The following is an 18,668-nucleotide window of genomic DNA, read 5'->3' as shown; positions in this document are numbered from 1 at the left end:
GATTTTTATTATAAATAAAATTCCACAAATCAGTATTTTTAGTATTCCAACACAAATATACTTCCCTAAGATTAGACATCATCTGTAGAATCGATAAATTTTCTACTCTCATTTTATAAACATATAGTAATTCAGGATTAACATGCGTCATAATATTATCAAATTGCTCCTGATTCACTGCAAAAACCCATAATTCCTTAATTTTCAACTTGCCTAAAAGTTCTATATTCTTTGTTTCACCATCAACAGATAACTTTTGTACATCAGTATTAACTCCAACTAAATCTCTAGTAACCTTAGGTTGTTTACCTAATGGAAACATATAATCTCCTCCAAATACTAGTTAGTTTAAAAGTGACAATAATTCAACATCAATGAAAATAAATCATTTTGCCCCACTCTATTAAAAATGAAATGTTCACTTACTTCCACTTTTTATATTTTGTACGACTTTGCTGCATATAAGATTTATATTTTTTATTCTTTTTACCTATGGGTCTAATTCTATTTCTTAACTCTTTTTGGCCACCATATTTTAGATAGAATCGGTGTTCCATCCCTCTGGCCTCAGAATAACTTAAATTGCGCCTTACACGTGTAAATTTCAAGTCAGGATGTACTGCTCTATGCACTATTTTCCTAGCAGCTGGACTAATCGTTCTCCCAACGTACTCCACTTTACCTGCACTATTTTTCAAAACATAAACAGTATGTTTTGCAGCTTTAATCCTTGAGCCGCCAACAAACCCAATAGCGCCTGCCGCTACTACACCTTTCCAATTCTTACCTGATTTATACGCTCCATATCCATCATAAAGCGCAAAACCAGCATTAACAACTAACCAAGCAGCATGCCCATCTGGATCCGTCATCATCGCCGGATTATTATCCGCATAAGTATACCCATTCATTGTAATCGGATCATCTTCATCACCTGGATCAGGATCCACCGATAAGAACACACCATGGTCTGGATTGTAATAACGTGCAATCAGATAATACATCCCAATTTCTTTATCATACATGTATCCCGCATATCCAAATGGATTCTCTGCGGCGATACCTTTCGTATCACTCTTTATTACATTGCCCCACGAATCATATTCATACGTTGCTACAACTTCTCTATTTTGATCTGTTATCGCAACGACATCACCACGAGGGTTGTAGTGATAGTATAACGTTTGTCCTTTTGATTTCATCGCTAGGCGCGTACCACTTGTTGAGTATACATATTGACGAAGTACAGTTCCACTACCATCCGTCTCATATAACGGATTAATGCTGTCTCCATCATAGAAGTAGCGTGTTACTTGACCATTCACACTCTTTTCAATACGACGATTATCCTCATCATACTTATAAGTTGCGAAGGCATTGCTCTCACCTTGTTTTGTAATAGATACAAGTTGGTCATCTTCATTCCATGTATATTTATACTTTCCATCAGACGTACGATTACCATTCGCATCATACGTTAACGATTCATTTCCGAATTTTACAAGCTGATTTCCTTCATTGAATGTTGCTGCTATAGACTTTGTTTCTTTTCCATTCTCTACAACTTTCACACTTGTACGGTTTCCAAATCCATCATATGTGTATGATTTAGTTGTTCCGTTTGGTAATGCCTCGTTTAATAGTTGGTTAATCGGGTCATATACAAAGTTTGTTTCTGTTACTTTTCCGCCCGCACCTTCATGTTTAATCTTCGTATTGAAGTTTAAAGATAAATACATTTAACAATTGATAAAATAAGACAAGGGCTTTTTTGGAATCATCGGTTAAACTTGCAATTTAGTTGAAGAAGGCACAAACTGATGATGCGGAAAAACGTAGTATATAGAAGACTATGTAAGGAGTTTGTCATATGATTGATAACAGAATTTCGAAAGATTATGACCATGAAATAGATGATTCTTTAAAAGAAATTACAGATACAACCATCTTACTTAATTTTCAAAAAGCGATTGTAAGTTTATATCCTCATCTAATACCAATTCATGCTTTTGCCTATGACGCATGGGATGATATTGTAATGCCATTGTTTTATGAAATGGTATATAAAACCTTTGCTTTTAAATACGGGATAGATATTAACTTTAAAGAAACTCATACCTATATGTTTTCGCTTAATAGTTATAAAGGGATACATCACATCGAGTGTGTTCCAAAGTGCACGACATTTAAGATTTATATTAACGAAGAATGGATTGAAATGGATAATAAAAGTTTGAAAGAAAATGTATTTGTATTTAAGTCATTTGGGGATGGATTGCATTTTCTAACTGGTGGAATTGAAATTGCAGATGCTTATCGTGTAGGATTTGACCTTGTTGAGGTTGATATTGTTTCTACCATAACAGGTCTTCCATCTAAAACAAGTATTTTTATTGATAAAGAGCATGTAGACTTTGTGTTTGTTGCAGAAACATATGATACAAATATCCAAAATTAAAAATTTTATGTAAGAAAGTAGGAAGAATATCTTCATTACTACTCATATCAAATAGTTGTTCGAACACGCTCCGCTATTATATATACAAACTTCCTACTACATTTCATATGAGAAAAAGTTATTACGATAAACAAAGAAAAGGTCTCCTAAAAGATATTTTAGGAGACCTTTTCTTATTAATAGATTTTGTGATTTAAGAGTAAACACTCTTAAATTACAAAATCCTCCGGAATAAACACTTTCACTTCTTTCGGCTGTACGTATACGAAATCACCCGCTTGAATGTTCAGCTGCTTGAACTGTTCTTTCGTAATTTCTGCTTCTAAATATTCATCTGTTCCGTCTCGTTTTAATTCTACATATACGACAGGTCCGACTGCGTGGGAATAAGATACTTTTGCCGGGATTGCATCTATGCTTTGTTTCGTACGAGAGATTGATAAGTCATGCGGCCTTACGTAGGCTATTCCGTCTACGTTGGAAACGTGCTTATGCTCTGGTGCTTCTAGTTCGACCGATCCTACATTTAGCTTTCCTTTATGAACGCGGCCGTGAAATAAATTTACATTTCCTAAAAAATCGTAAACGAACGGGCTTGCTGGGTTTTCATATACTTCTTCCGGTGTTCCCATTTGTTCAATGCGACCTTCATTCATTACAACGATACGGTCTGCAACGTCTAACGCTTCTTCTTGGTCATGCGTTACGAATACGCTCGTAATTTGAAATTCGTCATGTAATTTTCGGAGCCATCTTCGTAATTCTTTTCTCACCTTTGCATCGAGTGCACCGAACGGTTCATCAAGTAATAAAATTTTCGGTTCGACTGCAAGTGCCCGGGCTAGTGCAATACGTTGACGTTGTCCACCAGATAATTGCGCTGGATAACGTTTAGCAAAGCCATCCATTTTTACGAGCTTTAATAATTCTGTTACCTTTTCTTCTATCGCTTCTGCTGACGGTCTTAAGCTTTTCTTTCTTACTTTTAAACCGAAAGCGACATTCTCAAATACATTCATATGTTTAAAGAGCGCATAGTGCTGAAAGACGAAACCGACTTGCCTGTTTTTCACGTGAATGTCTGTTAAATCTTCTCCATCAAATGAAATAGAACCTCCATCCGCTTCTTCTAATCCTGCAATAATGCGTAATAACGTCGTTTTCCCAGAACCTGACGGGCCTAATAAGGCAACAAGTTCACCTTTTGGAATATCCAAATGAATGTCTGTTAGTGCTTGAAATGTACCATATTGCTTTGATACACCTTGAATTTGAATACTCACCGTAATCCCCCTTATTGTCGTTTTTCCATTCGCCATTCAATCCAGTTTTTTATAACGAGTGTAAACACTGCAATTAATGACATTAACGTCGCTACTGCAAATGCTGCTGAAAATTGATATTCATTGTACAAAATTTCAATATGGAGCGGCATCGTGTTCGTAATGCCACGCACGTGACCTGATACGACAGAAACGGCTCCAAACTCACCGATAGCACGGGCATTACATAGAATCATGCCGTATAAAAGACCCCATTTTATATTTGGAAGCGTAACGCGCCAAAACATTTTCCAGCCACTTGCGCCAAGTGATAAAGCTGCCTCTTCTTCACTTTTCCCTTGCGCCTGCATAACCGGAATTAATTCACGTGCAACGAACGGGAAGGTTACAAAGATTGTTGCGATAATAATGCCTGGTACAGAGAAAATGAGTTTCACTCCATGTTCAAGTAACCATTCGCCAAGAGCACCCCTCGGTGTGAAAAGTAAGACGAATACTAATCCTGCGATAACTGGTGACACAGCAAACGGCAGTTCAATAAGAGAGAGTAATACTTGTTTTCCTTTAAACTGAAACTTTGTAATAAGCCATGCCGCTGCGATTCCGAATACCGTATTCAGCGGTACAACGATTAACGTAACGAGAAGCGTTAACCTAATTGCTGAAAATGCTTCTTGATCTGTAATAGCGGCAATGTATACATCCATCCCTCTTTCAAAGGCTTTTAGAAAAATAGTTATGAGTGGCAGTAATAGAAAGAGAGATAAAAATAAAACTGTAATCGTAATTAATATGCCTGGTACAAGCTTAGATTCTTTTTTAGCTGATACGCTTTTTACTATTTTCTTTTCTAATAATGTTGGTTCCATTTTCTCTCCTCCTATTCACTTTTTAGTTCATGCCTTCTACTCCAGCTTTGAATCATATTAATAAGAAGAAGGAAAAGGAGGGAAATAATAAGCATCACGGTCGCTACAGCTGTTGCCCCCGCGTAATCATATTGTTCTAGTTTCGTCATAATCATCAGTGGTGCAATTTCTGTTTTCATCGGCATATTACCTGCGATGAAAACGACAGATCCGTATTCTCCTAATGCTCTTGCAAATGCGAGTGAAAAACCTGCAAGAAGAGCGGGAAAGATTTCTGGTAAAATGATTTTCACAAATATTTGCAAGCGGGATGCACCTAAACTCGAAGCCGCCTCTTCTACTTCTTTATCAATATTTTGCAGCACTGGTTGCACCATTCGAACGACAAATGGTAAACCGATAAAAGTAAGCGCAACGATAATTCCGAGTGGTGTAAAAGCTACTTTTATATGAAACAGACTAAATATTTTCCCAATCCATCCATTTTCCGCATAAAGCGTTGTAAGTGTAATACCAGCTACAGCTGTCGGAAGTGCAAACGGTAAATCAATGAGTCCATCTAATAGTCGTTTCCCTGGAAACTTGTAGCGTACGAGCACCCAAGCTATTAATAAACCGAAAATGGCATTTACAATAGCAGCTGCAAATGAAGTTGTAAAACTAACTTGATAGGAATGCAACACACGCTCGTTCGTTATAACCCCAGCGAACTTCTTCCAACCTAACTGTGAAGTTTGAATAAATACGATAGAAAGTGGTATAAGTACGAATAAGCTCATGTACAACATTGTAAATCCAAGCGATAATCCAAACCCTGGTAAAACACGCTTCTTCCTCATCCTCTTTCACCTCATCCCCCTTTAGCAGTACGCATTATTTTTGATAAATTTTATCGAATACGCCGCCGTCATTAAAGTGTTTTTCTTGTGCTTTTTTCCAGCCACCAAATAGTTCATCTACTGTAAATAATTGAACTTTCGGAAATTGAGATGCATATTTTTCTGCTACTTTTTCATTACGTGGACGATAAAAGTTTTTTGCCGCAATTTCCTGTCCTTTTTCTGAGTACAAATATTCAAGATACCCTTCTGCTACTTTTTTCGTTCCTTTTTTATCAACGACTTTATCTACAACCGCTACTGGTGGTTCTGCAAGTACACTAATAGAAGGGGTTACAATTTCAAATTTATCTTTTCCAAGCTCTTTTTGGGATAATAACGCTTCATTTTCCCATGCGATTAATACGTCACCAATTCCTTTTTCAACAAATGTTGTCGTTGCTCCGCGCGCTCCTGAATCTAATACTTCTACGTTTTTATAAATTTGGCTAACAAACTCTTTCGCCTTATCTTCACTATTATTATATTTTTTCAGTGCGTATCCCCACGCCGCTAAATAGTTCCAACGTGCCCCGCCTGATGTTTTTGGGTTTGGTGTAATGACAGACACACCTTTTTTCGTTAAATCATCCCAGTCTTTAATACCTTTCGGGTTTCCTTTTCGAACAAGAAATACAATTGTTGACGTGTATGGAGTGGAATTATTCGCAAGTCGCTTCTGCCAATCTTCTGCTAATTGTTTTTTCTTACTAATCGCATCAATATCATAAGCAAGTGCTAGTGTAACAACGTCTGCTTCTAAGCCATCAATAACAGAGCGCGCTTGACTTCCAGATCCCCCGTGTGATTGTTTTACATTTACTGTTTGCCCGTGCTTCTCTTTCCAATACTTCGCAAAATCTTTATTGAAATCTTGATATAACTCCCTCGTTGGATCATAAGAAACATTTAAAAGCTCAACTGTTTTTTTATCTCCACTTCCTTCAGAATTACTAGTGGATGTTGCCGAACCACACCCTGATAAAAGTACAACTGCTGATAATAAAACACCTGTACTTTTCATAAACGCTGTCTTACCCCACTTTTTCATCGTTAAGCCCCCTTAGTTTATACAATAGAAAAAGGCACACAATATATTCACAAATGTGAACATTGTGCGCCTTCAGTTTATCTGATTAGCTTCTAATGTATTCTATTCGATTTCTTTTCATTTTAATTCTGTAATTCACATGTGTCAACTTGGAATTTGAATTTTCTTATTAAACTAAAATATTGGCATACGTTGAGCCCAATGATTTTTCAAATCAGCAAATTCTTTTGGTAACTTACTATTTTCATTCCATTCTAATTTATATGCATTTACTAACACCGTAGCCATTGATTCACAGTCCACTACTCCATTTTGATTAAAATTACCGTTCTTATCACTTTCAGAGTTCATCCATAATTTCACAAATAAGATATTGCACCCGACGTAAGCGTTAATTTCTTCTGATCTACGTATGTCCCCTCCTTGTTGGTCATATACAGGTTTAAATATATGGCACCACCGCTTAATCAATACAAAAAAAATGAGGCAACCACCTCCAAAGATGGTTGCCTCATTTTTACACTTGCATCGCTTTCTCTCTCAATGCTCTTCTTAACAACTTACCAGTCGTATTCTTCGGCAATTCTATTAAAAACTCAATGCTTTTCGGCACTTTATATTTCGCTAAATGTAACGTACAGTAATGCATTAGTTCTTCTTCTGTTACGTTTGCTTGCTTCAAAACGACGTACGCTCGCACAGCTTCTCCTAAGTTTTCATCAGGAACACCGATTACGACAACTTCCGCTACTGATTCGTGCGTATATAATACTTCTTCTACTTCACGAGGGTATACGTTATAACCGCCAACTAAGACGATATCTTTTTTACGATCCACGATATAGAAGTAACCTTCTTCATCCATTTTCGCCAAGTCACCTGTATATAGCCAGCCGTCTTTCAATGTCGCAGCTGTATCTTCTGGTGCATTATAGTATCCTTTCATAACGTTAGGTCCGCGAACAATTAATTCACCGACTGCGCCGACAGGTACTTCTTCCCCAAGTTCATTTACAATTTTATTTTCTACATGCCAAATATTTGTGCCAATTGATCCTGGTTTCCGAGGACGATCTAGCGGATTGAAACAAGTAACTGGTGATGCTTCTGATAAACCGTATCCTTCTGAAACAATAACGTTAAAACGTTTTTCAAAGTTTTGCAGAAGAGCAACAGGCATCGATGCACCACCGGAAATACAAAGGCGAAGCGTCTTCACATCTTCTGCGCTTGCTTCTTCAAATAAATATAAATAATTGTACATCGTCGGTACGCCAGCAAAGATCGTTGGTTCGTACGTGCGACAAATACGGAATACTTCTTTCGGACTAAATTTCGGTAACATTAAAATCGTTGCCCCGTTCACAATCGGTGCATTTACCGCAACTGTTAAACAGAATACATGGAACATAGGCAGTGCCGCAACAACGCGGTCATCAGCCGTATATTGTAAATACGACGCCACATCGTTCGCATTACTATATAAATTTTTATGTGTTAACATAGCGCCTTTCGGTTTTCCAGTTGTGCCCGATGTGTATAGAATAACCGCTACATCTTCTTCATCTAGTTCAGGACCTTCGTAAGTTGTATCTCCAGTCCCCACAAAACTAGTAAACGTTTTCATTTTTTCGGTTTCTGTATGGTTAAAATCTGATGAGGTTTCGCATATGATGATGTTTTCTAATGAAGGAAGTCTTGTTGTAAGAGATTGTATAACAGGTAGAAGGACGTCGAGTACGATGATTGTTTTTACATCTCCATTTTGTAAAATATAATGCATTTCGTCTGCTGTATAAATTGGATTAACTGGAATAACAGTTGCTCCAGCTTTCATTGTTCCGTATAAACCGACCAAATAATGTGGTGAGTTCCCAACAACTAATGCGACATTGTCCCCTTTTCCAATGCCCATTTCTGCTAAATTGCTAGAAAACCTTGTGACCATTTTGTTTAATTGGTCATATGAGACCGACTGATCCATAAATATATAAGCCGGTTTTTCCCCCTTCTTTTTTGCCGTTTCAGCCAAAGATTGAACGAGATTCACAAAAACCCCACCTTTATAAAATTTATAATATTTAAAAATTCTAAATTAATTATATTAAAAGAAAATTAAAGTGGCAAGTGATATTCTATTAACTGCATATAGACAGATCACCTTCTCTTAGTTTACTTTGGAAAAATAAGGGGATTTTATTTACAAGTAATTTATAACACTAGACCAAAAATCATTTTAGGATAATATGCGTTCATCTTTTCTCTAAGTTTAGTAAGTTCCTCTTTATTTAACGTCGTATGCTCTCCAAACAAGTTAATCGCGTCCGCCCCATCTTCATGAAAATACACCGTCACATATAATGCCGGTAACCCTATATTGTCTTCATCTATTGATAAGACGACATCTGGTGTTTTATTAACAGTGCTGAATGTTTCATTTCTTTTCCACTTCTTATTTTGAAACATGTCTTGTATATCATGTATCTTTCGTTTGTTATCTGTATGCGTAAAATATATAACATTATCCTCCGCTGGTTTTCCGATAGACAAAATTATACGACTTGAGGGCGATCCACTGCTACACGCTGTCATTCCGACGACGAAGCTGAGTAATAATACAACGTACATTACCCTTTTCATTTCGATTCGCCTCCTTTTGTATATATATATTCCTTTACGAGGGGCGAATGTCCTGTGATTTTATGTTTTGTGGTAAATGAAATTATATGAGAGATTTTTCAGTTATATCAGCGCAGCTCGATTTATATCGGCGATTTTTCAAATATATCAGCGCAACTCCATTTATATCAGCGATTTTCCAGTTATATCGACTTACCGACAAAACCTGACAATCTACGCAAAAAGAAAGAGGCTGCCCATTATCGCAACCTCCCTTATTTTTAGAAGAATAAATGTAAGAAATCTTCTGTTGTAATGTTACCGAAGTAACGTGCGATATCTACGCCTTCTAAAGCTACAGTGAATGCATCTTTATCGAATTGAACGCCTGTTAGACGCTCTTCAATATCATGAACATCTAGTGAACCGAAGAAGTCGCCGTAAATTTTGCATTCTGTTACTGTTCCTTTTTTCACTTCAAGACGAACGTCAACTTGTCCAACTGGGAAGCGGTGTGAATGTTGTAAGTTGAACTTCGGTGATTTTCCGTAGTTCCAATCCCAATTTTGGTAACGTTCTTCAGAAAGTTTATGGATCTCTTTCCAATCCTCTTCTGTTAATTCATACGTTGGGATTTCTGTTTCTCCTTCGAAAATTGTTTCTAGAAGAAGTTGTCTAAACTCTTCTGTCGTCATTTCTTCGTTTAGGAACTCTGTAATGTTCGCAACGCGGCTACGGATTGATTTAATACCTTTTGATTGGATTTTATCCATTTTTACTTTTAACGCTGATACGACGTGATCGATTTCAGAGTCAAATAGTAACGTACCGTGACTGAACATACGACCTTTCGTTGAGAACTGCGCATTACCCGAAATTTTTCTACCTTCAGCTAAAATGTCGTTACGACCACTTAGTTCTGCATTTACGCCTAATTTACTAAGCGCTTTCGTTACAGGCTCTGTGAATTTTTTGAAGTTGCTGAAACTGTCTCCATCATCTTTCGTAATAAAACTGAAGTTTAAGTTTCCTAAATCATGATATACTGCACCTCCACCTGATAGACGACGAACGACATGAATACCTTTTTCTTTTACGTAATCTGCATTAATTTCTTCTACTGTGTTTTGGTTTTTACCAATGATTATCGAAGGCTCATTAATGTAAAACAGTAAATATGTTTCGTTAATATCTAAATTCTTCACACAATATTCTTCAATCGCTAAGTTTATTCTAGGATCTGTAATCCCTTTATTATCAATAAATAACATCGTATCACCTCATGAGTTCCATACGTAACCACTATGCGCTAACGTAATATGGCCACTGAAAATTTGTTTTGCTTCTGTTACTAAATCAGATGGGTTGCCTGTATGCGGTAAGTGCGTTAATAAAAGTTCTTTTACATTCGCATCTTTTGCAATACTTGCTACTTCTGTACTATTCATATGCCCTGCTTTTGCAGCCTCTTGATGTTCATACATATTACACTCACAAATGAAAAGATCAGCATCTTTCGTGAATGGAATGAATTCAGGAATATAACTTGAATCAGCGCTGTATACTACAGCATCATCTCCAGCTGTAATACGCATCGCAAAGCATGTAACAGGATGAACAGTTTTTAAGAACGAAATCGAGAATGGTCCAACTTGAAGTGTTTCTTCTGGATTGTACGCGATTCCTTTCGTATGTGGTTCATGCGTTAAAGAGTTGAATCCATTCTCATCAAACGTATGACCGTATATTGGTAATTCCGGTAGTTGCCTTGTTGTCGCACTCGTAATTAATCTCGCATATTGCAATACCCCAATGTCTGCAACATGATCATGATGATAGTGTGACAGTACAACTGCATCTATATGAGATGGTGTTATATATTTTTGAAGCTGTGCTAGTACACCACTACCACAGTCTACAAGTAAACGAAAACCATCGTGTTCAAACAAATACCCCGACGTTGCTTCTCCCGCTTCTGGAAAGCCGCCCCAAAAGCCGACAACAGTCATTTTCATATGTATCCATCCTTTCTAAAACCGAGTAGGAATGCATGTTTTACTTACATCCTACATTGTTAACTATAATCCATTTCCTAAACTTTTTCATTATTTTTCAATTTTGTTATAAAACAGTTGTTGACTTTTATTTTTTGTACTAATACAATGATAGTAAGAAATGGAAATGGAGGGATTGACATGATCGATCAACCAATGGAGTTTTTCAGAAATTTACCGACGAAAACTTGTGCACACTGCGGGAAAGAAATTGATGAGCAGCACGAAGCATACCATAACAAATGTGACGATTGCGTTCACGAAGAATAGTAGTTTGTGAACATAAAAAAACCCAGCAGACATAGTCTACTAGGCTAATAACATCTTATCCTTCATCGTTGAACCTTTCACCAAGAGCTCCAGTTCAAACTCATACAATTCTTTTTTTCGATAATTTTTCGTATGGATTTTATCCATCATTAGGTCGACAACTTTTCGGGCCATTTCATCAATTGGCTGTTCAATTGTCGTAATACCTGGTTCTGTAATCTGCGATAATATTTGATTATCAAAACCGATAACAGCAAGATCATCTGGAATGCTCCAGTTATGGCGTTTCGCCTCTGAGATAATTCCAGCTGCTACCTCATCGCCTCCTGCCAAAATCGCGGTAGGATTTTTTTTGTCCTTTAATACTTCATGGAATATTCGTTTTCCATCTTCCCAAGAGAAAGCGTTTTCAAGAAAGTCAATCGCTTCTACTTGGCGGCTCTTCTCAGTTATTGCACGTAAAAAGCCCATTTTTCGCTGCTGGCTAACGACTTTGGTTTCGTTACCACGGCAAAAAATAAGATTACGATATCCTTGATCTAACACATGCTTCGCAGCTATGTATGCTCCTTGCGCATGATCAAACTTCACTGTTGGAATATTTGCTTCCTCAATATATTCATTACACAACACGATTGGACCGTGCTGTAAGTATGGCTCTACATCTTCCCACGGATTTTCTAGTGAACATAGAATAATCCCATCTACTTGTTTCGTAGATAATAATTGTAAATACTCCATCTCTTTTTCCGGTAAATATCTTGTTTGACAAATAATCAGTTTATATTTATGTTCAGAAGCAGCAATCTCGATTGCTTCAATAAATCTACTGAAGAAAGGATTTGTAATCCTTGGAACTAGCACCGCAATTGTTTCCGTTTTTTGTTTACGAAGCCTTCTCGCCGCAGAATTAGGAACGAAGCCTAAATGCTTCATTGCTAATTGAACCCTTTTTTTCTTCTCATCTGAAACATATGGATGATTATTAATCACCCTAGAAACCGTTGTCCTTGATAACCCTGCTAATTTCGCCACGTCCTCTATAGTCGACACGAAATTCTCCCCCTTTGCATGAAAACGTTTTCTTAAATTGATTATATAGTATATTATTGGAAACTGCAATATCGGTTGTTATGATTTTACTATATTAATATTATACATAAGGAAAAGTCTGTTAATGCATGGGCAATATACTGCTTTTAGAAATTTACGTTATGTACATTCCTTTTCTTAATACCATATATCCTTTATTCAATATAAAACCCCATCAATACGTCATCTCCATATGATCCATCTTCATACTTTATTTGCTTTCTTTGTCTTCCTTCTTCTACAAAGCCCATACGTTTGTACACTTTAATTGCCCGATCATTAACAGAAACTACACCTAAACAAATTTTTTCTAAACCTTTCTGCCTTTTAGCCCAACTAATAAGAAATTCAATTAATTTCGTGCCGATGCCTTGATTACAATACGCCTCTTTAATCCCCATTCCCATTGTGCCTGCGTGTTGTAACCGTTCTAGTTCATATCGGTTGAAAATTAAAAAGCCAACTACCTTCCCATCTACTTCATACACGATATAAAGATTTCCTTTCTCATTGCTTTTCCGTATCTTTTCTCTTTCTGCATTCATATCATTCGGTAACTTCTTCGGGGATACTATGAAAAACTTTGTAGTATTTTCCGATAATATAATTTCTTTTCTAATGTTCATTATTGCTTCTGCATCAGCCTCTTTTGCTAATCGTATCATTGAATCACCTCGTACTTTTTCTTTTAAAAAATAATATTAAAACTATAAAACGTCCAATATGCAATATTGCATATTGAGAATCTTTTTACTCTTGATACAATATTCATACATCAAAATAAAAGGAATGTATGCAATGAATCCAATCTTAACAGCTGCAAAACAACTATTACATAAAGAAGAAAAGATTTTATCTACTTTAAAATGTTCACTTACTGGCTATATGATTACGCATAAAGTCCCATATCCTGGCATGTTACTTGCTACTAATAAAAGACTTCTCTTTTTTAGCCAATATAAAAACACATTCATTGCCGAATTTGATTATGAAAAAATTCTATCCATAGAAACGAAGAGAAGAATCTTTGACAAAAAAATAATATTTTACTATGAAGATGAATATATAACGCTTGGATACATTACAAGTTCGAATGTTGAAGCGTTCATAGACTTACTACAAAGAAACAGCAAGACTAGCACAGGCTTATAATCAGCGGGGATCCCCTCGCTGATTCATTATTTTAACTCCTCCCACTTCGTCCAAACTTCTCTCCCGTTTATACGGTACATATTATCCTCTCTATCCATAAACCTATGTACAATAAATTCACGTCTAATTGTACAAAAATCATCGTGATATTGTTTTATAAATGTATTCATTTCTTTTTCCGTATATTGATTTTCAGCGTTTAATTTGCTAATTAAATGCTCTAACAATACTAGTTTTTTCTTCTTTTGACCTGGAATCGATTTTAAACGATCCTCTTTATCGAAAAAGTTACGAATGGTCGTATCCCTAAATTTCATGTCACTTTCAGTCATTTTATTGTCCTCCATTAATTTTTATACAACAAAACTTTATTGTTTGTCCTTACTATTCTTCATTCTTTCACTTACAACATCCATAAAGTAATACCCACTAATAAGCACATAGTAAACTACAAGTATTCCTAGTGCATCTTTCATATTTATATATTTTTCTTTATGAAATAAGATAGGTGAAAGGGCGTAAACAAGAAAGATGATTAGCGGATTTAAGATAAAATAATAAGTAAGATTTCCTTTCATCATATCAACTCCTCTATTCTAGTTTTCTCTGTAAATTGTTGTAAATCCTTTTCTTTCGTTTAAACTGCACATGCGATATGGTGAAATTAAGGAGAAGGATGATTATAAATGATATTTCACTCTAAAATTGATAAATTTTTCTTATTCATTATCTTTTTTGCTATTTTTCACCATAGGTGCTTCAACACTGCTTCCTCTCTTATTCGATAATGAAGCTACTACGACAGACGTATATATTCTACTATCTATTTTCTTTGTATCTTCTGGTTTCCTATTATGGAATTCCTTTTTATTTTTACTCCTCTCACCCACACTTTCTTCAAACTGACTTACCACTTTTACATTTGCAACCTATTATTCAAATTAACAAATTAAAAATGGTAAATTATGTTACAATTAACTTATACATACTTTGGAGGGTACATAGTGAAAAAAGCTATTATAGTATTAAGCATTCTATATCTTATTTTAACCGTACATACAGGAGCTGTTCTTTTAGGAAAAGAAGATTATAGAAGTGCTATCAATACATTAAAAGAAACGAAAGAAGTCTCTTCATTTCAATCTGCAAAAGACGGTGTGATTTTATTAAAAGGAGCATTAACTACTGCGCAACCTATTACAGAGGAAAAACTTCAAAATAAAGAATTCGCACTCCTTGAAATTAATACGTATAAACGACGAAAAGCAAATTGGATAAACATTGATACAGAGCAACATATTGCAAAGCAGCTCTTACTAAATAATGAGGTTCTTCCTGCATTAAAAGAAATTCGTTTTTCGATGGAACCAATTACACTGTCAGGAAAAGATATTTCCATCGAAGATTACTCACTAAAAAAGGATGATACTCAATTAACAATTAAAAGTAAAGGATACCGATATACGGGAATAGAAAACAAATCAGACACTCTTATTTTTGGCATAAAAAAGGGGGATACCCTTGAAGGGTATAGTGGTTCTGAAATTCTAATAGGAAAAACAAAAGAGGAAATTGCTAGTAATATGAAACTATATACTTTTGCTGAAAAATATGGTCCATTTATTTGGATTGTAGCTACAATTATTCTTATAAGTATCGTTATATACTTGTTCCGTAAAAACAGAAAAACAAATGAACTTTCTCAACCAATGAAGTGAAACTTTAATCAGTGGGGGTTTCTTCATCCCCCACTGATTATTAGCCCTCACCAATCGGGCTTTAATGGGCAGTTGATCCCCACCTAACTTCTTTGCTTTCGCTGAATTTTGAGGTGGGGTCTTACTGCCCATCATTAAAGCGGGATAAAACAAAACTAATAAAAAAAGCACCAAAAAGGTGCTTTTATCTACGCTTCAACCGATTGATTTTCAAGCACATTTTTAAATTGTCGTTTGTGCATCAAAGTTAAGGAAGCGATTGTTCCAAGTGATAATACAACGATAAAGATCATGAGCATTCCTATGTTTTGCCACATGAAGTCAAAGTCTCCACTCGATACGACTGCTTTCAATCCTGATACAGAGTATGTCATCGGTAACCAAGCATTGAATGGTTGTAAAAACTTCGGAATCAATTCTAGTGGGAATGTTCCGGCACTTGTTGTAAGCTGCATAATTAATGTGATGATGGCGATAAAACGGCCTGCATCACCAAAAGCTGTTACTAAACATTGAATTAATGCGATAAATGCTAAGCTTGTAACGATGCTAAAGAGTATGAAGTACGGAATACTTTGTACTTCTACACCTAATCCAAACAGTAATATAACATCTGCTACTATCGCTTGAATAATACCGACCGATAGTAAAACACCGAACTTACTAATAAACCAGCTAAACCCTGATTTTGGAACACCGACTGTATCACGTAATGGATATACAATTGATAATAGTAATGCCCCAACAAATAAACCGAGTGATAGGAAATACGGCGTAAATCCGGTTCCGTAGTTTGGAACTTCCGCCATTTTCTCCGTCTTCACTTTTACAGGACTTGCAAACATATCATACGTTTTATCCGTCCCTTTTACTTCACCAGTTTTTTCTGCTCCTTCGCCAAGTTTCTCTGCAAGTTCACCTGAACCATCGTTTACTTTCACTAGTCCATCAGTTACTTTTCCTGATCCGTCTGCTAGTTTATTTACGCCGTCGATTAGCTGGGTTGAGCCATTTGACATTTGATTTAGGCCACCATTTAGAGTACCTAAGCCCGTTGTTACTTGACCAGATCCATCTGCTAATTGATTTACGCCACCTGCCATTTGGTTTGCTCCTACAGATAATGTTCCTAAACCATCTGTTACTTGACCCGAACCATCTGCTAATTTGGATACTCCTACAGATAATGTTCCTAAACCACCTGTTACTTGACCCGAACCATCCGCTAATTTCGTTACGCCTACAGATAATGTTCCTAAACCGCCTGTTACTTGACCCGAACCATCTGCTAATTTGGATACTCCTACAGATAATGTTCCTAAACCGTCTGTTACTTGACCCGAACCATCTGCTAATTGATTTACTCCTGCAGATAATTGGCCTAATCCTGCTGTCACTTTTCCAGATCCGCTTTGTAGTTGCGTTACTCCATCAATTAATTGAACTGATCCATCTTTTAATTTATCGGCACCTATTTTTGCATTATCTAATCCCTCACCAAATCCATGAAACTTACTAACAAATTCATTTTGTGCGTTCGTTAATTTCTCAATACCACCTGCCAGAGTTTTTATCCCTGCTGGGTTTGGTAATTTGTTTTGCAATCCATTTGTTGTTTGATGTATTTCGACTTTTACTTGTTTTACTTCTTCATTTAATTTATTTGTTCCACCTGCTACTCCGGCAGCTTTTTGCTGAACTGTCGCTGTACTTTTTACAGCACTTGTTATGAATGGTTGTAACTGCTCTTGATATTCTTTTGGTAAACTTTCAATTTGCTTTTGTAAATTCGCTACCTCTTGCGCTGCTTTTTTAGCATCTCCTGCTGTTGATTGTGTAAGTTCATTTAACTGATTTACATTCGCCCCAGCTCCATCTATTTTGTCATTTACTGTACTCAATATAGAAGGAACTTTCGACTGCATTTCCTCTAAGCCTGCAGCAGACTTTTGTACGTTACTATTTAAATCTTGCAATCCCTTTTGAATTTCTTGAGACCCTTTTTCTAATTGACTTTGCCCTTCAACAAGTTTTCCCATACCATTTGATAGGTCAGTTGTTCCTGTTTTTAATTCATCGGATTTACTTACTAATTTGTTCAAGCCACCGGTCACTTTCTCAGATCCATCACGCAATTCACCCGTTTTACTATTTAACGTATTTAAACCATCTGTTACTTTGCCCGATCCGTCTACTAATTTCCCGATACCTGTATTACTATTTAATGCATGTAAACCATCTGTTACTTTTCCTGATCCATCTACTAGTTTCCCAATACCTGCATTGCTATTTAATGCATGTAAACCATCTGTTACTTTGCCTGATCCATCTACTAATTTTCCGATACCTGCATTGCTATTTAATACGTGTAAACCATCTGTTACTTTGCCTGATCCATCTACTAATTTCCCAATACCTATCTGCATTTCACCTGTTTTGCTATTTAACGTATTTAAACCATTTGTTACTTTGCCTGATCCATCTACTAATTTATTAGATCCATCTGCTAATTTCTGAACTCCATCCTTCATCTCCCCAGACTTCCCTTGCAGTGTATGAAGGCCATCCGTCACTTTACTTGAACCATCATGCAGCTCACTTGATCCGTCGTGTAGTTTATTTGCTCCTTCCGCCCCATCTGCTAATCCTTTTGAGACGTCTTGAATGGAATCAAACATTTTCTCTGCATATGTTTTCGTTAACGTGCTTGATACTTCAGTTTTAATCTTTTCAATGGCTGTTCCTCCAATTTGTGAAGATAAGAAGTTTAAGCTTTCGTTTGGAATGTACTCTAAGTTTAATGGCTTTGGATTGTCTTTTAGTAACGTTGTAGCGTTACTTGAGAAGTCATCTGGAATGCGTACTAACATGTAATACTTTCTACCTTCCATTCCTTTCTTCGCTTCTTTTTCACTTACGAACTCCCATTTAAAACTCTTATTATCTTTTAAATTATCAACGAGCCCTTTTCCGACCTCAATTGATTTCCCATCAAATACTGCGCCTTTATCTAAATTGACTACTGCAACTGGTAAGTCATCTAACTGTTTATACGGATCCCAAAAGGCCCACAAAAACATCCCTGCATATAAAATCGGTACGAATAAGACCGCAATAATTGGAATTAATATTTTTTTACTTTTTATAATTTCCGTGAACTCTTTCCGAAGTAACTGATTCCCTTTCATAATTTCTCCCCCTTTTATAAAATGACCAAAATGTTC

The 18,668-nt window shown here is 36.2% G+C and carries 18 protein-coding genes and 2 pseudogenes; 4 read left to right on the top strand and 16 right to left on the bottom strand.

All coding sequences use genetic code 11. The annotated features are described in order from the left end of the window. Both ABWK52_RS11990 and ABWK52_RS11985 read right to left on the bottom strand, forming a co-directional pair. Positions 1–322: pseudogene (locus tag ABWK52_RS11990) on the bottom strand (leucine-rich repeat domain-containing protein); the annotation flags it as partial. Between the two features lie 100 nt (positions 323–422). Beyond that, a pseudogene (locus ABWK52_RS11985) lies at positions 423–1,715 on the bottom strand (RHS repeat domain-containing protein); the annotation flags it as partial. Positions 1,716–1,870: 155 nt separating this feature from the next. Here ABWK52_RS11985 and ABWK52_RS11980 point away from each other — a divergent pair. Beyond that, positions 1,871–2,458, top strand: coding sequence for a hypothetical protein (locus ABWK52_RS11980; RefSeq protein ID WP_000566763.1), 588 nt, complete (start codon positions 1,871–1,873; stop codon positions 2,456–2,458). Between the two features lie 209 nt (positions 2,459–2,667). Here the strand turns inward: ABWK52_RS11980 and ABWK52_RS11975 are convergent, their stop codons facing one another. The 9 genes from ABWK52_RS11975 to ABWK52_RS11935 form a co-directional block, all read right to left on the bottom strand. Beyond that, positions 2,668–3,741 carry a sulfate/molybdate ABC transporter ATP-binding protein gene (locus ABWK52_RS11975; protein ID WP_098022987.1) on the bottom strand — a complete coding sequence of 358 codons (1,074 nt, stop codon included), beginning with the start codon at positions 3,739–3,741 and terminating at the stop codon, positions 2,668–2,670. 11 nt (positions 3,742–3,752) lie between these two features. After that, positions 3,753–4,610, bottom strand: coding sequence for a sulfate ABC transporter permease subunit CysW (gene cysW / locus ABWK52_RS11970; protein ID WP_000433829.1), 858 nt, complete (start codon positions 4,608–4,610; stop codon positions 3,753–3,755). Positions 4,611–4,621: 11 nt separating this feature from the next. Next, positions 4,622–5,449 carry a sulfate ABC transporter permease subunit CysT gene (gene cysT, locus ABWK52_RS11965; protein ID WP_001227879.1) on the bottom strand — a complete coding sequence of 276 codons (828 nt, stop codon included), beginning with the start codon at positions 5,447–5,449 and terminating at the stop codon, positions 4,622–4,624. Positions 5,450–5,483: 34 nt separating this feature from the next. Beyond that, on the bottom strand, positions 5,484–6,539 hold the full coding sequence (locus tag ABWK52_RS11960; protein ID WP_000758702.1) for a sulfate ABC transporter substrate-binding protein: 1,056 nt from the start codon (positions 6,537–6,539) through the stop codon (positions 5,484–5,486). 174 nt (positions 6,540–6,713) lie between these two features. Continuing rightward, positions 6,714–6,890, bottom strand: a complete 177-nt coding sequence (locus ABWK52_RS11955; RefSeq protein WP_001999272.1) for a hypothetical protein — start codon at positions 6,888–6,890, stop codon at positions 6,714–6,716. Positions 6,891–7,056: 166 nt separating this feature from the next. Next, positions 7,057–8,589: a fatty acid--CoA ligase family protein gene (locus ABWK52_RS11950; protein ID WP_001055203.1), complete on the bottom strand. Its 1,533-nt coding sequence runs from the start codon at positions 8,587–8,589 to the stop codon at positions 7,057–7,059. Between the two features lie 161 nt (positions 8,590–8,750). Then, on the bottom strand, positions 8,751–9,179 hold the full coding sequence (locus tag ABWK52_RS11945) for a hypothetical protein (RefSeq protein ID WP_098283249.1): 429 nt from the start codon (positions 9,177–9,179) through the stop codon (positions 8,751–8,753). Positions 9,180–9,439: 260 nt separating this feature from the next. Beyond that, complete coding sequence (locus ABWK52_RS11940) at positions 9,440–10,429, bottom strand: lipoate--protein ligase (protein ID WP_000897281.1); 990 nt, start codon at positions 10,427–10,429, stop codon at positions 9,440–9,442. 9 nt (positions 10,430–10,438) lie between these two features. Next, on the bottom strand, positions 10,439–11,173 hold the full coding sequence (locus ABWK52_RS11935; RefSeq protein ID WP_098541325.1) for an MBL fold metallo-hydrolase: 735 nt from the start codon (positions 11,171–11,173) through the stop codon (positions 10,439–10,441). Positions 11,174–11,353: 180 nt separating this feature from the next. Here ABWK52_RS11935 and yhfH point away from each other — a divergent pair, with 180 nt between their 5' ends. Next, positions 11,354–11,482, top strand: a complete 129-nt coding sequence (gene yhfH / locus ABWK52_RS11930; RefSeq protein WP_000567010.1) for a protein YhfH — start codon at positions 11,354–11,356, stop codon at positions 11,480–11,482. A gap of 39 nt (positions 11,483–11,521) precedes the next feature. On the opposite strand, the gene ABWK52_RS11925 is transcribed toward yhfH, so the two are convergent. Both ABWK52_RS11925 and ABWK52_RS11920 read right to left on the bottom strand, forming a co-directional pair. Then, positions 11,522–12,535 (bottom strand): LacI family DNA-binding transcriptional regulator, encoded by a 1,014-nt coding sequence (locus ABWK52_RS11925; protein ID WP_000103715.1) that lies wholly within the window; start codon positions 12,533–12,535, stop codon positions 11,522–11,524. A 194-nt stretch (positions 12,536–12,729) separates the two neighbouring features. Further along, a complete protein-coding gene (locus tag ABWK52_RS11920) occupies positions 12,730–13,239 on the bottom strand; it encodes a GNAT family N-acetyltransferase (RefSeq protein ID WP_097855559.1) in 510 nt (169 codons plus the stop codon). Positions 13,240–13,372: 133 nt separating this feature from the next. On the opposite strand from ABWK52_RS11920, the gene ABWK52_RS11915 reads away from it, so the two are divergent. Beyond that, complete coding sequence (locus ABWK52_RS11915; RefSeq protein WP_001068217.1) at positions 13,373–13,726, top strand: PH domain-containing protein; 354 nt, start codon at positions 13,373–13,375, stop codon at positions 13,724–13,726. A gap of 26 nt (positions 13,727–13,752) precedes the next feature. On the opposite strand, the gene ABWK52_RS11910 is transcribed toward ABWK52_RS11915, so the two are convergent. Beyond that, a complete protein-coding gene (locus ABWK52_RS11910) occupies positions 13,753–14,058 on the bottom strand; it encodes a DUF2087 domain-containing protein (protein ID WP_140337692.1) in 306 nt (101 codons plus the stop codon). Positions 14,059–14,094: 36 nt separating this feature from the next. Further along, a complete protein-coding gene (locus ABWK52_RS11905; protein WP_098541324.1) occupies positions 14,095–14,307 on the bottom strand; it encodes a hypothetical protein in 213 nt (70 codons plus the stop codon). A gap of 384 nt (positions 14,308–14,691) precedes the next feature. Here ABWK52_RS11905 and ABWK52_RS11900 point away from each other — a divergent pair, with 384 nt between their 5' ends. Then, entirely contained in the window at positions 14,692–15,444 is a 753-nt protein-coding gene (locus tag ABWK52_RS11900; RefSeq protein WP_003283506.1) for a hypothetical protein, read from the top strand. Positions 15,445–15,632: 188 nt separating this feature from the next. Here the strand turns inward: ABWK52_RS11900 and ABWK52_RS11895 are convergent, their stop codons facing one another. After that, positions 15,633–18,632, bottom strand: a complete 3,000-nt coding sequence (locus tag ABWK52_RS11895; protein WP_098283251.1) for a YhgE/Pip domain-containing protein — start codon at positions 18,630–18,632, stop codon at positions 15,633–15,635. Positions 18,633–18,668 lie beyond the last annotated feature (36 nt).

This window comes from Bacillus sp. AP50, from assembly GCF_040492675.1.
Taxonomy (GTDB): domain Bacteria; phylum Bacillota; class Bacilli; order Bacillales; family Bacillaceae_G; genus Bacillus_A; species Bacillus_A cereus.
The sequence above is the reverse complement of the archived record's forward strand: the minus strand, read 5'-3'. Positions and strand labels throughout refer to the sequence as shown.